Below are 15,025 nucleotides of genomic sequence, written 5' to 3'. Positions count from 1 at the left end.
GCGTACTCGTCCAGCTCCGACAACAGACCGTCCACATCCTCACGGTCCACCGTCAGATCATCAGCGAAACGCCGGTCACCCGTCGCATCCGGCACGTACTTCACACAGACAACGATCCTCAAGCTCACGCCGGCTCTCCTACCTGGGTGCGGTTTGTACTGACGACAGTATGGCACTCAGTACCCTCTGTAAAGGAACCTGGTGCCAGAAAGGCTCTTCCGGTGTTACGTTCCCGGCATGACTGAAGCGCGTAGACCAGCCAAGAAGGCCCCGATGCGGGAAGTGCTCGCGGAGGCGGCCTTCCAGCTCTTCCTGGAGCGCGGCTTCGAGCAGACCACCGTGGACGACATCGTGGCGCGGGCCGGGGTGGGGCGCAGGTCGTTCTTCCGGTACTTCCCGTCCAAGGAGGACGCGGTCTTCCCGGACCACGAGCGGTGCCTGGCCGACATGACCGGGTTCCTGGCCGACGCCGGCGACGCCGAACCGGTGCAGGCGGTGAGCGACGCGGCCCGGCTGGTGCTGCGCATGTACGCGGCCAACCCCGAGTTCTCCGTGCAGCGTTACCGGCTCACCCGGGAAGTGCCGGGGCTGCGCACGTACGAACTGTCCGTGGTGCGGCGGTACGAGCAGACGCTCGCCGGATACCTTCGCGACCGGTACGGAGAGGCTGACGACGGGGCGCTGCGCGCCGAGGTGATCGCCGCCTCCGTGGTGGCCGCGCACAACAACGGGCTGCGCACCTGGCTGCGTTCGGGCGGGGAGGGGGACCCGGAGGCCGCCGTCGATCACGCCCTGGGGATGGTGCGCCGGGTGTGGGGGAGCGGGCCGGGCGCGGGTGCCGGGACCCGGGGTGCGGCCGTGCCCGCGGGCGACGGTGACGTGGTGGTGATGGTCGCCGCGAAGGGGGCTCCGATGTGGCGTGTGGTGCAGCAGATCGAGGCGGCCATCGGGCAGGACTGAGCCCTGCCCGCCCGTAATCTGGCACTGAGTGTCTTTACGTTTCGGCACCCAGTGCCCTATGGTGCGGACGCGCCGACGCGCAAGTGTGGCGTATCCGAGCCGAGCGCAGGGGGTCGACCGTGTCCCAGTCGTCGAATGGCACCGTGCGGGTGGTGCATGAGGAAGCCGGCCTGAACTACCACCGGTGCCGCTGGTGCGGCACGGCCTCCTTCCGGAGGCTGCTCTGCCCGGTGTGCGCGTCGAGCGACCTGAAGGCCGAACACAGCGACGGCCTGGGCGTCGTGGTGAGGTCCGGCGTCGTCCACCGCTACACGGAGGCCGCACGCAACGAGTCCCTCGTCCGGCTGCCGGAGGGCTTCGTGTTCCGCTGCCGTGTCGTGGGAGCGGCACCGCACCGGGTGACGGTCGGCGCCCGCGTGCGCCCCGTGGCCGTCGAGGGGTCGGACAGCGGTGAAGTGGTCTTCGAGCTCTGCGACCCGCCCCGCGAGGACTGGCTCTGACGGGCGCACTGCCAGGGCCTCGGCGGAGCGGGGCGGGCTGTCGGGGCGGCCGACGGTCCCGCGGTACGGCTCAGTCGGCATCCCGTCGGCCGGTCCGGCCGGTCCGGCCGACACGTGTGTCGCGACCGGATTCCGCTCCGACGGCCCGGGACCGGCCCGGGGTCCGGGGCCGGGTCCGCAGCCGGGCGGCGGCCGCGGAGGCGACGGGCTGCCCGAGCAGGATCCCGAGCAGGACGAGGGCCAGCCCGCACGTCTGCTGCAGGGTGAGGGTCTCCTTGGCGACGACGGTGCCGAGCAGCACGCCGGTGACCGGGTTGAGCAGTCCGACCAGGCCGACCGCGGCTGCCGGCAGCCGGCGCAGGCCGGCGAACCAGACGGCGAAGGCGACCGCGGTCGCGACGACGGTGACGTAGGCGAACGCGAGGACCGCGCCCGTGTCGAGGGAGGGCGGTGCCCCTTCACGGACGACGGCGAACGGCAGTACGACCAGGCCTCCGGCGACGAGCTGCCACGATGTCGAGGCGAGGACGTCGACCTCGGCGCTCCACCGTTTCGCGAGCACGTAGCCGAGGGAGGACGTCACCATCGCCGTCGCCGAAGTGAGGACGCCGAGCGCGTTCAGGTGCACGGTGCCGGTGAGCAGCATCAGGCACACGCCCGCGATGCCGATGCCGCCGCCCAGCAGCGGGAGGCCGCGGGGGCGTTCCGCGACCACCGCCCAGGCGAGCAGCATCAGGGCCAGCGGTGAGGCCGCCATGATGGTGGAGGCGACGCTCGTCGGCAGCAACTGGGCCGCCAGGTAGACCAGGGCGAAGAACGACCCCATGTTGAGGGTGCCGAGAACCAGCGACTTCCACCACCACGCCCCCCGGGGCACCTGGCGGCACAGCGCCAGCAGCAGGATCCCCGCGGGCAGGGCCCTGATCGCCGCGCCGTAGAGCGGGTGGCCGGTTGGGAGGTATTCGTGGGTGACGAAGTAGGTCGTCCCCCAGGCGACCGGAGCGATCGCTGTCACGAGTGTCCATCGCATAGTGGCTTCCACGGAAGGAATATAGCTTCCTTGGAAGCTATGATGAAGCCGTGAACGACTACGAGGACCACGTCGCCCGTATCCAGGCCGAGTGGGCCCGCGAGCGCCCGGACGTGGACGTGAGTCCCCAAGGTGTGATCGGCCGTCTCCATCGCCTCGCCGGTCTGCTGACCGAGCAGTTGTGCCTGGTCTACCGGCGTTACGGACTGAACGAGGGGGAGTTCGACGTCCTGGCGGCGCTCCGGAGGGCCGGGGAGCCCTTCGAGCGTGCCCCGGGCGAGCTGGCCGCGTTCACCATGGTCACCACGGGCGCGATGACCAAACGCATCGACCGGCTCGAACGCGGTGGGCTGGTCACACGTCGGCGGTCCGCCGAGGACGGCCGGGGGCGGGTGGTGGCACTCACCTCGGCGGGACGGGAACTGTTCGACCGGGCCTTCACCGACCACATGGGCAACGAACGCCGCATGCTCGATGAACTCGGCCCCGACGAGGCCGCACGTCTCGAAGCGCTGCTCACCACCTGGCTGGCGCGTGTCGAGCCGCCGCCCGGCGCGCCGCGGTGACTCCTGCGCATGCCGTCGCCGCGGCTCTTCGGCTCGCTCCGGCACCCTCGTGATCCACCCGGGCCCACGGACGTACCGGCCCGGCGCGCACCGCGAAACGCATCGACGGTCCTGTGCGGGACCCCTGCACGGTGATCTCCGCCCGTCCACGACCTCCCGTGGGGGAACGCCGTGCGGCCGTCCGGTCCCTTCCGTGACCGGTCGGGGCTCCAGCGGATCGGAATCCGGGCGCACGGGAGCTGGTGCGCACTCATATACTCGTGCCGGTTCACGGAGGGGGAGGCGGAGACAGTGAAGCTTGCCGAGGCACTGGCGGAACGTGCGGAGGCGACGCGCCGCGTGGAACAGCTGCGGGCGCGAGTCGTCGACAGCGCGCGGCACCAGGAAGGGGAGACGCCCGCCGAGGACGCGGCTCAGCTGCTGGCCGAGGCAGGTGAGGTGCTGGACGCCCTGGAATCGTTGATCCGGCGGATCAACCGGACCAACGCCACCGTGGAGATGGGGCCGGAGGGCACGCTCACCGATGCCCTCGCCCGCCGGGATGTCCTGAGGCTGCGTCACTCCGTGATCACCGCGGCGGCGGACGCCGCGGCGGGCAAGGGCGACCGGGGATACGGCCGGCAGCTCCGGTCCGAGCTGGTGATGCTCGCCGCGCTTCCGGTCGCCGAACTGCGCGGCCGGGCGGACGCGCTCGCCCGGGAGATCCGCGAGGTCGACGTGCGGATCCAGCGCACGAACTGGGAGGTCGACCTGCTGGACTGAGCGGTCCGGCAAGCCGGACGATGTGGAGCAGGTAGCGGCTCCGGAAGCGTGCACACACCGAGGGCTGGCGGTTTTTCCGGCCCACTCCTGGCGCGTGAAGGGCAACGCGGGGGTTCGACTCCCCATCAACGGCGCAGCTCAGCACCGCGTACAGGTAATGGTGCACATCGCACAGCACATCACCACGTGCAGATCCGGGGCGGCGAGGGCGGGCTCGGGGCTTTCCACATCGCGGCACCATGGAGAACGGTGACCTCCGGCGTACCCCGTCGGCGTGCCCCGGCCCGACGGCCGGCCGCGCCGCCGGGCCGGGGCGGCAGGCGGATGTACGCCGCCGGACGCCGAGCGGCCATGTTCCCGCCATGACCAGGTCGTCGGGGCCCCGGCGGGACATGATTGGCTGGGGGCATGTTCGACGCACTCCTCACCGACGGTACGACCGAGGTCGAGGCGGCGGTCCGCGCAGCGGCCGCCGCCGAGATCATGCCCCGCTTCCGGCGGCTCGCCGGGCACGAGATCCTCGAGAAGAACGGCCCGCACGATCTCGTCACCGTCGCCGACCGCCTCGCCGAGGAACACCTCACCGCCTCCCTGACCCGGCTGCTGCCCGGCTCGGTCGTCGTCGGCGAGGAGGCGGTGCACGCCGACCCGAAGGTGTACGACGCCCTCGGCGGGGACGCCCCCGTGTGGATCGTCGACCCGGTCGACGGCACCCGCCAGTTCGTCCGCGGCGAGCCCGGGTTCTGCACCCTGGTCGCCCTCGCCCACCACGGCGAACTCCTCGCCTCGTGGACGTACGCCGCGGCCCTGGACCGGATGGCCGTGGCCGTACGCGGCGGCGGCGCCACCCTGGACGGCGAGGCGATACGCTCCGGCTCCCCGGTCTCCGGCGACCCGCTGCACGTGGCGACGTCGCACCCGGACTACACCACCGACGACCAGAAGCGCGCCCTGCTGGGCCTGCGCGCCGAGGGGATCGCCGCCCGCCCCTGCGGCTCGGCCGGCCTCGAGTACCTGGACGTCGCCCGGGGCGCGCTGGACGCGGTCGCCTTCACCTGGGAGTACGCCTGGGACCACGCGGCGGGCCTGCTGCTCGTGGCCGAGGCGGGCGGCGCCCAGGCCACGCTCTCCGGCGCGCCGTTCCGTATCGTCGGGGGCAACACCCTGCCGTTCACGGCGGCCCGTGACGGGGCGACCGTCGACCGCGTCCTGGAAGCCCTGCGCGCCGGGGCCTGACCGGGGCGCCTCACCCGCCGCAGGCCGCGCGTACCTCTCCGACCAGCTCCGCAGCCAGCTCCACCGCCGCCGGGTCCAGCCCCCGCAGCGCCGCGCCGACCCGTTCCGCGTACCGCGCGGGGGTGTCCGGCAGGCGGCCGCGGCGGCCGTGGCCCCCTTCTCGTTCAGGCACCAGACCCGGTGGTGGGCGTGGAGGGACTGCGCGAGGACACCGAACGCCCGGGACAGGCACAGGGAGACGTGCAGCACGTCACCGCCGGGGGCCGACTTGCGGGCGGCCGCCACCGAGAAGTCCGCCTCCCAGGCCGCCGCGACCAGGGCCGTGCGCAACGGCTCCGGATAGTGCCGGGTCTCCTGCCGAAGCCGCGTCAGTTCCCCGTACGGATCGGCCAGTACGCGCCCCAGCGCCACCTCGCCCGGATACGCGGGGGACCAGAACCCGAGCGGATGGCCGGGCTGCACGCCCACCTCGAAACGTCCCTCGCGGCAGTCCGCCCAGACCGCCTCCACCCGGTCCAGATCACGCAGGATCCAGTCCACCTGGACGCCGTCCACCCGCAGCCAGGCCCCGCCGTCCACCCAGGGACCCCACCCACCGGGCCCGGCCACCTCCACGGGAGACCCCTGGAACCCGGACGCCAGCGAGACGAGCGCGGACACGTCGGGGGTACCGCGGTAGTACACCCCCAGATCCCAGTCGGAGTCGGGGCGGTGGGCGCCACGGGCCCGGCTGCCGCCCAGGGCGACGGCCCGGACACCTGGCACGGCGGCGAGCCGGGAGGCCATCGCGGCGATACGGACGGGCAGGGCGGCTTCGGGAGCCGGAGCGGACACGGTCCGGGCATTGTCGGTGTTCATCGGGCCGTGACCCTACCCGCGGCGGCGCTGTCGGTGCGGCGGAATATCCTGGCTCCCCTGGCCGTCGGCTGACGAAGGAGTCCGAAGGTGACGTCGATGCTCGATGCAGTCGTCGTGGGGGCGGGGCCCAATGGACTGACCGCCGCGGCCGAGCTGGCCCGCAGAGGCTTCTCGGTCGAGGTCTTCGAGGCGAAGGAGACCGTCGGTGGCGGTGCCCGCACCGAGGAGCTCACCCTCCCCGGGTTCCGCCACGACCCCTGTTCCGCCGTCCACCCGCTGGGCATCGGATCGCCCGCGTTCGACACGATGCCGCTCGCCCGCCACGGACTGGAGTGGATCCAGCCCGAGCTGGCGCTCGCCCACCCCTTCCCGGACGGCACGGCCGCCGTGCTCACCGGCTCGGTGGGGGAGAGCGCCATGTCCCTGGGACCCCGCGACGCGGGGGCGTACCGCAGGCTCGTCGCCCCCTACCTCGGCCACTGGGAGGCCCTCGCCCAGGACTTCCTGCGCACCCCCTGGGACGGGCTGCCCCGCGACCCCTACCGCTGGGTGCGGTTCGGGCTCGACGCCATCCAGCCCGCCTCGCTCCTCTCCCGCCGCTTCCGCGACGCGAAGGCGCGCGGCCTGTTCGCCGGACTCGCCGCCCACGCCATCGCCCCCACCAGCGGCATGGCCACCGCCGGGATCGCCCTCCTCTTCGCGCTGGCGGCGCACGAGCGTGGCTGGCCCGTGCCGCGCGGCGGATCGCAGGCCATCTCCGATGCCTTGGCCGGCTACGTACGGGAACAGGGCGGCACGATCCGCACCGGCACCGAGGTCCGGCGGCTCGACGAGCTGCCGCCCGCCCGCGCCTACGTCTTCGACACCTCGCCGACGGCCCTGGCCCGCATCGCCGGTCTCGGCCACGCCTACCGGGGCTTCACGTACGGCGCCTCCTGCTTCAAGATCGACTACGCGCTGTCCGGCCCTGTCCCCTGGACCGCCGAGGAGGCCCGCCGGGCCGGCACGGTCCACATCGGCCCCACGGCCGGTGAGATCGACGCCGCGCTGACCGCCGCGGTGCGGGGGCAGGAACCGAGCGTGCCGTTCCTGATCACCGCCCAGCCCAGCCTCGTCGACCCGTCCCGTGCCCCCGACGGCAAGCACGTCTTCTGGGTCTACGGACACGTCCCTTCGGGCTGGGAGGGCGATGCCACCGACGTCATCGAGCGCCAGCTGGAGCGCTTCGCCCCCGGCTTCCGCGACCTGGTGCTCGCCCGCGCCGTGGCCGGCCCGCCCGAGATCGCCGCACGCAACGCCAACTACGTCGGCGGCGACATCGCGTGCGGCGCGTTCGCCGGCCTGCAGACCGTGATCCGTCCCAAGCTCGCCCGGGTCCCGTACGCGACGGCCCACCCAGCGGTTTTCCTGTGCTCCTCGGCCACCCCTCCCGGCCCCGGAGTGCACGGCATGTGCGGCCACCACGCGGCCAAGGCGGTCTGGCGCCGTCTGCGGGCGGCGTGAGCCCCGGGCACGGCATGATGTCCGTCATGCGCACCTCCCACGGCGTCACCGTCACCCTGGTCCGCGGCGACCTCACCCGGCAGTCGGCCGACGTCATCGTCAACGCCGCGAACTCCTCCCTGCTCGGCGGTGGCGGGGTCGACGGCGCGATCCACCGGCGGGGCGGCCCGGAGATCCTCGCCGCCTGCCGGGAGCTGCGCGCCTCACGGTACGGAAAGGGCCTGCGCACCGGCCAGGCGGTCGCCACCACGGCCGGCGCGCTCGACGCACGCTGGGTCGTGCACACCGTCGGCCCGGTCTGGAGCAGTGTCGAGGACCGCTCCGCCCTGCTCGCCTCCTGCTATCGCGAATCCCTGCGCGTGGCGGCCGAGCTGGGCGCCCGTACCGTCGCGTTCCCCGCCGTCTCGACCGGCATCTACGGCTGGCCCCTGGACGACGGCGCGCGGATCGCCGTCCGCACGGTGATCGAGGAGGCCGCGCCGCCCGTCGAAGCGGTGCGGTTCGTGCTCTTCGACGACCACGCGTACGTAGAGTTCGAGTCGGCCCTGGCGGCGCAGCGCTGAACACCGACCAGCCCCAGGGCCTGCCGCGAAGCCGCCGTCCGCCGGGCGACGACGGGCCCGGGCACCGGAGAAGTCCTGGCAGCCGGGGGTTGATGTCGGATTCCCGCCAGCCTCCGTTACCCCGGCCGACGGATGCTTGCCCCATGCACACCGACACCGAGCGCTGCGTACGGGCCGTCCAGTCCAAGGACGCCCGCTTCGACGGCTGGTTCTTCACGGCGGTCGTGACCACCCGGATCTACTGCCGCCCCAGCTGCCCGGCCGTGCCGCCCAAGGCCGAGAACATGACCTTCTACCCCAGCGCGGCCGCCTGCCAGCAGGCCGGATTCCGGGCCTGCAAGCGGTGCCGCCCCGACACCAGCCCCGGCTCCCCCCAGTGGGACGCCCGGGCCGACTCCGTCGCCCGCGCGATGCGCCTCATCCAGGACGGTGTCGTCGACCGGGAGGGCGTCGCCGGACTCGCGAACCGGCTCGGCTATTCCGCCCGCCAGATCGAGCGCCAGCTCCACGCCGAACTGGGCGCCGGACCGCTCGCCCTGGCCCGCGCCCAGCGCGCCCAGACCGCCCGGGTACTCATCGAGACGACCGCACTGCCCATGGCGGACGTCGCGTTCGCCGCCGGATTCTCCTCCGTCCGCACCTTCAACGACACCGTCCGCGAGGTCTTCGCCCTGACCCCCGGGGAACTGCGCGACCGCGCCGCCCGGGGAACCAGACCACCGGCCAGTCCTGGCGCGATCACGCTGCGCCTGCCGTACCGGTCCCCGCTCAACCCCAGCAACCTCTTCGGCCACCTCGCCGCGACCGCCGTACCCGGTGTCGAGGAGTGGCGCGACGGCGCCTACCGCCGCACCCTCGCCCTGCGCCACGGGCACGGCATCGTCGCCCTCGCCCCGCACCCCGGTCACATCGCCTGCCGCCTCTTCCTCACCGACCTGCGCGACCTCACCCTCGCGATCAGCCGCTGCCGCCGACTGCTCGACCTGGACGCCGACCCGGTCGCCGTCGACGAGCAGCTCTCCGCCGACCCGCTGCTCGCCCCGCTGGTCGCGGCGGCGCCGGGACGGCGGGTGCCGCGGACCGTCGACGCGGCGGAGTTCGCCGTACGCGCGGTGCTCGGCCAGCAGGTCTCGACCGCCGCCGCCCGCACCCACGCGGCCCGCCTGGTCGCCGCGCACGGCCACCCCGTCGACGACCCGGAGGGCGGCGGCCTCACCCACCTCTTCCCCGGCCCCGAACAGCTCGCCGGGCTCGACCCCGAACAGCTCGCCCTGCCGCGCAGCCGCCGCACCACGCTCACCACCCTGGTCGCCGCGCTCGCCGACGGAACACTGCGGCTCGACACCGGCACCGACCGCGAACGGGCGCGCGCCCAGCTGGCCGCCCTGCCCGGCTTCGGACCCTGGACCGTCGACGTGATCGCCATGCGGGCCCTCGGCGACCCGGACGCGTTCCTCCCCACCGACCTCGGCATCCGGCGCGCCGCGGAACACCTCGGCCTGCCCTCCACCCCCGCGGCGCTCACCGCCCGCGCCGCCGCCTGGCGCCCCTGGCGGGCGTACGCGGTGCAGTACCTGTGGACCGTCGACGACCATCCCATCAACCACCTGCCCACCTGAGGAAGACCAGGAAGCCCCGCCATGACCACACCATCTCCGGGTACCCCGGCCCGACGGCACACCGTCGTCGACAGCCCGTACGGCCCGCTCACCCTCGTCGCCGCCGACGGCGTCCTCTGCGGTATCTACATGACCCAGCAGCGCCACCGCCCGCCGGAGGAGTCCTTCGGCGAGCCGGACCCGCGGCCCTTCACCGAGACGATCCGTCAGCTCGACGCCTACTACGCCGGGGAGCTGCGCGTCTTCGACCTGCCGCTGCGCCTGGACGGCACCCCCTTCCAGCGCGACGTCTGGGCGCTGCTCCAGGAGATCCCGTACGGCGAGACCCGCTCGTACGGCGAACTGGCCGAGCAGCTCGGCAAACCGGGTGCCTCCCGTGCCGTGGGGCTGGCCAACGGCAAGAACCCGGTGAGCATCATCGTCCCGTGCCACCGGGTCGTCGGCGCCTCCGGCAGCCTCACCGGCTACGGCGGCGGACTCGAGCGCAAGCAGCGGCTGCTGGCCTTCGAGAGCGGCACCGCCGTCGACACCCCGGCACTCTTCTGACCTCGCGGCCACGGGCCGCCGGACACACGGACGGGCCCGGACCACTTCGTGACTCGAGAAGTGGTCCGGGCCCGTCCGGGCGGCCGACGGCCGTCAGCCGACGAAGATCTCCACCAGGGTCCAGATCGCCAGCCCCAGCATGCAGAGTCCGCCGATCCGCTGGACCGTCTTCAACGGCACCCGCTTGGCGATGAAACGCCCCGCGAGCAGCGCCAGTGCCGAGACCGACATCAGCGCAGCCGCGGAGCCTATCGCCGTGGACCAGGTGCCGTTGCTCGCGGCCAGGTTGGCCGTGGTGATCTGGGTGAGGTCGCCCCACTCGCTGATGAAGACCGCCATGAACGCGGTCGAGTACACCGGCCAGAAGCCGGTCACCGTCTTCGGGGCACCGTCCTCGTCCTCGTCGTCGCCACCGCCGGAACGCAGCAGCATGAAGGCCCCGAACCCGAAGAGGGAGGCGGAGACGAGCTTGACCGTCCAGTCGGGCAGCAGCCCGATCAGGCTGCCCGCCCCCACCGCGATGGCGACGTGGACGATGAACGCGGACGACGTGCCGAACCAGACGTACAGCGGTCGCATGCGGGTGCCCATCGCGAGCGACGCGAACATCGTCTTGTCGGGGAGTTCCGCAAGGAAGATCAGCCCGAAGGCGGTGACGATCGCCAGGGGGTCGAGGTGCATTCCGGGTGGCTTTCTGTAGGAGCCGGGCCCCGGGCCTTCGCGAAGCGCCACTCGGGCATTCGGAGGACCACTCGGCCCGGCATGACGTCAGCGCCCACGGGTGCGGGCGTGTCATACCTGACCGAAGGTCTCGCCCGCCCGCGTTCATCCACGGGCCCGGCCACCGGGAACCCGGGGGTTCCAGTGTGTCGACGACCGGTTCGCGGGGCTACTCCCCTTCGCAGCCGCCCACTGTACCTCAACCGCCCTGCGGGGCCAGCCGCCGCAGCAGCGCGGGCAGCGCCGTACCGATCGGCTCCCGGATGATCTCCTCGGCCAGCCCGTCGTACGGCGTCGGCTCCGCGTTCACCACGACGAGCCGCGCCCCGTGCTCCACCGCGATCCCGGCCAGCGAGGCGGCGGGCTGCACCTGGAGGGTCGTACCCACCGCGATGAACAGATCGCAGCCCTTCGCGATCGCCATCGCGTCGCCCAGCACCACCGGATCGAGCCGCTCGCCGAACATGACCGTGGCCGACTTCAGGACGGAGCCGCAGACCGTGCACGGCGGATCGGCCTCACCGGCCTCCACCCGGGCCAGCGCCTCGTCCATCGACGACCTGGCGTGACAGCCGGTGCACACCACCTCGCGCGCGGTCCCGTGCAGCTCCAGGACCTTGCGCGCGGGCACCCCGGCGAGCTGGTGCAGTCCGTCCACGTTCTGCGTGATCACCCGGACCGGGGTGCCGGACCGCTCCAGCTCGGCCACCGCCCGGTGCGCCGCGTTCGGCTCGGCGGCCCAGGTGGCGCTGGTCCGGCGCATCTGCCAGGAGCGGCGGCGGATCTCCGGATCGGCCATGTAGAAGTCGTACGTGACGAGCTTCTCCGCCTCCGGGTCCTTGCGCCACAGCCCGTTCGGCCCGCGGTAGTCGGGAATGCCGGAGTCCGTGGAAATCCCGGCACCGCTGAGGATCGCGACCAGAGTCATGCCGCGAGCCTAAGCGGCGCCGGGCGGCCCCCGCGAGGCGATTTCCCCCGGACGTCAGGCGACGGGGGTGAACGGTGACGGGGTGAGCCCCGTCCAGGTGTTCAGCACGGCACGGGCGGTCTGCCTGGTGACCCCGCCGTCCTGGACCGTGCCGCTGCGCGCCACGTAGAACCGTCCGTCGTCCAGCGAGACCAACCCGTACTGCCCGTACTGGCCCGGGGCGGGCCAGCCGTACGTGCCGGTCGCCGCGTCGTGCGCGCCCGCGCGCAGCAGCGGCAGCAGCAGGCCGCGCTCCGGGCGCCGCTGCCCGCGCACCGGTCCGCGCACCGGCTCGCGCGCCCCGTCCACGGCGAAGACCGAGTAGTTGGGGAATCCGGGTTTGGTGCCCTTGTACGCGGCCATCAGCCAGTTGCCGCTGTGCCCGTCGTACTCCAGGTTCTGCACGCCGTACGTGGTGTTCCCGGTGTACACGAAGAACTTGCCGCCCACGCGGGCGGGCCCGCTGGTGTGCGGGGCCGACTCGGTGAGCGGGCGCTCGTACCTCTTCCACCGGGAGATGTCGTACTGGAGCAGTACCTGGTGGTCGTTGTCCGTGCGGCCGGTGTTGGCGTACACGCCGTACGCCACGGTCAGCCGCGTCCCGGCGCGCTTGCCGCGGCGGTCGCCGAAGGCCGGGCCGAACGCCACGCCGTCGATGCCGCTGCAGCCGTAGCGGTGGTCGGGCGTGTCGCCGGTGTCGCCGTCGAAGACGCCGTCACCGTTCATGTCGGCGGTGAAGTCCTTCACGACCTCCCTGAGGTAGACGGTCGAGACGACCCCCGTGGACTGCGCGTCCATGTCCATCCGGGTGATGCGGTCGACGTCGAGGATCGCGATGTAGAAGGACTTCGCCTCCTTGTACTCCAGCGAGCCGTAGACCCGGCCGTCCTTCTCGTTGAAGTCCAGATCGCCGAGGTGGCCGGTGAAGCCGGTGACCGAGCCGACAGGCTTGCCCGTGAGGTCCGTCTTGACCAGCAGATTGGTCATCGAGAAGTACATGAATCCCTTGCGGCGGTCGATGGCCATGCCCTGGACATGGCCGGACTGCCAGGCGCCGCCGTCGACCGACGACGGCAGCGCGGCGCGGGCGGCGCGGGCGGTGGCCGGTGCCGGCTGGGCGAGCGCCGTGGACGCGGTGGCGACGACCGCGGTGCAGGCCAGTGCCGCGACGGCCGCGGCCAGCCGCCCGCCGGGGTGTCCCGTGTGCGTACGCATGATCCCTCCGCTCTCGTGGAGTCCGGATGATGCCGGTCCGGCGTGCACGGCGGACCAATGCCACGTGAACGCCCGAGTCCGGCAGCCGTCGACCGGACTACCAGCTGACGGCCTGTCAGCACAACGGGACACAGCGGGAATTCGCGTCGTGTACGGCGATGGGGGGATTCACGCGCGGGCTCCGCCCAGGCCGGACGGTCAGACGTCCACCGGCCGGCCGTCCTCCAGCTCGACCGGGCCGTCGCCGCGACCGAGCGCCTCCAGCGCCGCCCGCACCCGCGTCGCGAGCGGACCGAGCAGATAGCGGTCGAGCTCCCCGGGCTCCACCAGCCGCCAGGACAGCAGTTCCTCCTCCTGGAGCCGGATCGCCCCCAGCTGCGCCGCGTCCAGCACCCCGCCGTCGTAGAGGTACGCGGCGATCGGCGGGCGGTTCGGCCCGCGCGTCCAGTCCACGGCGAGCAGCCGCCCCGGCGGCAGATCGAGCCCGATCTCCTCCGCCGTCTCGCGCCGGGCCGCCTGCCGGGGGCCCTCGCCCTGGTCGGACTCGACCGTTCCGCCCGGCACCGCCCAGCCCTTCCGGTAGTTCGGTTCGACGATCAGCAGCCGCCCCCGCTCGTCCCGGAACAGCGTGGCCGCGGCGGCCAGCACCCGGGGGAGACCGGCGATGTACGTGAGGTAGTCACTGGTGGTCACGCGAGCAGCGTAGTGGCCGGGCGAAGCCGGGGCGACGACGGCTCTGGGCAGGGGGTATCCGCTGCGGATAGGGTTCGGGGCGGCGCGACTGCCTGTTCGAGAGCAAGGGATGCAAGGTGGCGGACGGAGCAGTGATGGAGACCGCACGCGTGCTCGTCGCGGCGGACAAGTTCAAGGGCTCGCTCACGGCCGTGCAGGTCGCGGAGCGGGTCACGGCCGGGCTGCGGCGGGCCGTCCCCGGAGTCCGGGTCGAGACCCTGCCCGTGGCGGACGGCGGCGACGGCACGGTGGCGGCGGCGGTGGCCGCCGGATTCGAGCGCCGCGAGGCCCGGGTGACCGGACCGCTGGGGGAGCCGGTGACCGCCGCGTACGCGCTGCGCGGGACCACGGCGGTCGTGGAGATGGCCGAGGCCTCGGGCCTCCAGCACCTGCCGGCGGGGGTGTTCGCCCCGCTCACGGCCACGACGTACGGCTCCGGCGAGCTGCTCGCCGCCGCGCTCGACGCGGGTGCCCGGACGATCGTGTTCGGCGTCGGCGGCAGTGCGACGACGGACGGCGGCGCGGGCATGCTGGCCGCGCTCGGGGCCCGCTTCCTGGACGCCGACGGCAAGCCGGTCGGCCCCGGCGGCGGCGGGCTGGCCGCGCTGGCCGAGGCGGACCTGTCCGGCCTCGACCCACGGCTGGCCGAGGTGGACCTGATTCTCGCCAGCGACGTGGACAACCCGCTGACCGGCCCGAAGGGCGCCCCCGAGGTCTACGGCAGGCAGAAGGGCGCGACCGAGGACGACATCGCGGTCCTCGACGCCGCGCTCGCCCACTACGCCTCGGTCCTCGGCCCGGAGCACGCGGAGCTGCCCGGCGCCGGAGCGGCCGGCGGCATCGGCTACGGGGCACTGGTCGCCCTCGGCGCCCGGTTCCGCCCCGGCATCGAGGTCATGCTCGACGTCCTGGGCTTCGCCCCGGCGCTGGCCCGGGCCACCCTGGTGATCACCGGGGAGGGCTCGCTCGACGAGCAGACCCTGCACGGCAAGGCACCGGCCGGGGTGGCGGCCGCCGCCCGCGCGGCCGGGGTCGAGGTCGTGGCGGTCTGCGGCCGGCTGGCCCTGACACAGCAGGCCCTGGAGACGGCGGGCATCCGGCGCGCGTACGCCCTGACCGACCTGGAGCCGGACCCGGCGGTCTCCATGGCCCAGGCGGGCCCCCTGCTGGAACGCGCGTCCGAGGCGCTCGCCCGCGACTTCCTGCGGCCCTGAGGCGTGGCCGTGCGGGGGCGGGGGAGCGCTGCCC

The 15,025-nt window shown here is 73.4% G+C and carries 15 protein-coding genes and 2 pseudogenes; 10 read left to right on the top strand and 7 right to left on the bottom strand.

What is annotated here, in order from left to right; translation table 11 throughout:
• A pseudogene (locus tag ACFCV8_RS31030) lies at positions 1–128 on the bottom strand (electron transfer flavoprotein subunit beta); the annotation flags it as partial.
• A gap of 109 nt (positions 129–237) precedes the next feature.
• Between ACFCV8_RS31030 and ACFCV8_RS31025 the strand changes: the two are divergent.
• Together ACFCV8_RS31025 and ACFCV8_RS31020 are read left to right on the top strand one after the other, a co-directional pair.
• Positions 238–960, top strand: a complete 723-nt coding sequence (locus ACFCV8_RS31025) for a TetR family transcriptional regulator (protein WP_376688816.1) — start codon at positions 238–240, stop codon at positions 958–960.
• Positions 961–1,112: 152 nt separating this feature from the next.
• Positions 1,113–1,460, top strand: a complete 348-nt coding sequence (locus tag ACFCV8_RS31020) for a Zn-ribbon domain-containing OB-fold protein (RefSeq protein WP_376688815.1) — start codon at positions 1,113–1,115, stop codon at positions 1,458–1,460.
• 70 nt (positions 1,461–1,530) lie between these two features.
• On the opposite strand, the gene ACFCV8_RS31015 is transcribed toward ACFCV8_RS31020, so the two are convergent.
• Positions 1,531–2,490, bottom strand: coding sequence for an EamA family transporter (locus tag ACFCV8_RS31015; protein WP_376688814.1), 960 nt, complete (start codon positions 2,488–2,490; stop codon positions 1,531–1,533).
• A gap of 50 nt (positions 2,491–2,540) precedes the next feature.
• On the opposite strand from ACFCV8_RS31015, the gene ACFCV8_RS31010 reads away from it, so the two are divergent.
• From ACFCV8_RS31010 to ACFCV8_RS31000, 3 genes are all read left to right on the top strand, one after another.
• On the top strand, positions 2,541–3,056 hold the full coding sequence (locus ACFCV8_RS31010) for a MarR family winged helix-turn-helix transcriptional regulator (RefSeq protein WP_376688813.1): 516 nt from the start codon (positions 2,541–2,543) through the stop codon (positions 3,054–3,056).
• A gap of 291 nt (positions 3,057–3,347) precedes the next feature.
• Complete coding sequence (locus ACFCV8_RS31005) at positions 3,348–3,818, top strand: DIP1984 family protein (protein ID WP_376688812.1); 471 nt, start codon at positions 3,348–3,350, stop codon at positions 3,816–3,818.
• Between the two features lie 408 nt (positions 3,819–4,226).
• A complete protein-coding gene (locus ACFCV8_RS31000) occupies positions 4,227–5,054 on the top strand; it encodes an inositol monophosphatase family protein (protein ID WP_376688811.1) in 828 nt (275 codons plus the stop codon).
• Between the two features lie 10 nt (positions 5,055–5,064).
• On the opposite strand, the pseudogene ACFCV8_RS30995 reads toward ACFCV8_RS31000, so the two are convergent.
• Positions 5,065–5,840: pseudogene (locus ACFCV8_RS30995) on the bottom strand (nucleotidyltransferase domain-containing protein).
• Between the two features lie 159 nt (positions 5,841–5,999).
• Between ACFCV8_RS30995 and ACFCV8_RS30990 the strand changes: the two are divergent.
• The 4 genes from ACFCV8_RS30990 (at position 6,000) to ACFCV8_RS30975 (ending at position 10,143) form a co-directional block, all read left to right on the top strand.
• Positions 6,000–7,415: a phytoene desaturase family protein gene (locus ACFCV8_RS30990; RefSeq protein ID WP_376688810.1), complete on the top strand. Its 1,416-nt coding sequence runs from the start codon at positions 6,000–6,002 to the stop codon at positions 7,413–7,415.
• Positions 7,416–7,441: 26 nt separating this feature from the next.
• The gene (locus tag ACFCV8_RS30985) at positions 7,442–7,978 is read left to right on the top strand and encodes an O-acetyl-ADP-ribose deacetylase (protein ID WP_376688809.1); all 537 of its coding nucleotides are present in this window, start codon (positions 7,442–7,444) and stop codon (positions 7,976–7,978) included.
• Positions 7,979–8,121: 143 nt separating this feature from the next.
• Positions 8,122–9,597 carry an AlkA N-terminal domain-containing protein gene (locus ACFCV8_RS30980; protein WP_376688808.1) on the top strand — a complete coding sequence of 492 codons (1,476 nt, stop codon included), beginning with the start codon at positions 8,122–8,124 and terminating at the stop codon, positions 9,595–9,597.
• A gap of 21 nt (positions 9,598–9,618) precedes the next feature.
• Positions 9,619–10,143, top strand: coding sequence for a methylated-DNA--[protein]-cysteine S-methyltransferase (locus tag ACFCV8_RS30975; protein WP_376688807.1), 525 nt, complete (start codon positions 9,619–9,621; stop codon positions 10,141–10,143).
• Positions 10,144–10,236: 93 nt separating this feature from the next.
• Here the strand turns inward: ACFCV8_RS30975 and ACFCV8_RS30970 are convergent, their stop codons facing one another.
• From ACFCV8_RS30970 to ACFCV8_RS30955, 4 genes are all read right to left on the bottom strand, one after another.
• Positions 10,237–10,824: a TMEM165/GDT1 family protein gene (locus ACFCV8_RS30970; RefSeq protein ID WP_376688806.1), complete on the bottom strand. Its 588-nt coding sequence runs from the start codon at positions 10,822–10,824 to the stop codon at positions 10,237–10,239.
• A 238-nt stretch (positions 10,825–11,062) separates the two neighbouring features.
• Positions 11,063–11,791, bottom strand: a complete 729-nt coding sequence (locus ACFCV8_RS30965) for an NAD-dependent deacetylase (RefSeq protein WP_376688805.1) — start codon at positions 11,789–11,791, stop codon at positions 11,063–11,065.
• A gap of 54 nt (positions 11,792–11,845) precedes the next feature.
• Entirely contained in the window at positions 11,846–13,045 is a 1,200-nt protein-coding gene (locus ACFCV8_RS30960) for a hypothetical protein (RefSeq protein WP_376688804.1), read from the bottom strand.
• 198 nt (positions 13,046–13,243) lie between these two features.
• Positions 13,244–13,738: an NUDIX domain-containing protein gene (locus ACFCV8_RS30955; RefSeq protein ID WP_376688803.1), complete on the bottom strand. Its 495-nt coding sequence runs from the start codon at positions 13,736–13,738 to the stop codon at positions 13,244–13,246.
• Between the two features lie 134 nt (positions 13,739–13,872).
• On the opposite strand from ACFCV8_RS30955, the gene ACFCV8_RS30950 reads away from it, so the two are divergent.
• Complete coding sequence (locus tag ACFCV8_RS30950) at positions 13,873–14,991, top strand: glycerate kinase (protein ID WP_376688802.1); 1,119 nt, start codon at positions 13,873–13,875, stop codon at positions 14,989–14,991.
• Positions 14,992–15,025 lie beyond the last annotated feature (34 nt).

This window comes from Streptomyces sp. NPDC056347, assembly GCF_042262625.1.
Taxonomy (GTDB): domain Bacteria; phylum Actinomycetota; class Actinomycetes; order Streptomycetales; family Streptomycetaceae; genus Streptomyces.
Note: the sequence above shows the minus strand (reverse complement) of the source record. Positions and strands in the feature narration are given on the sequence as shown.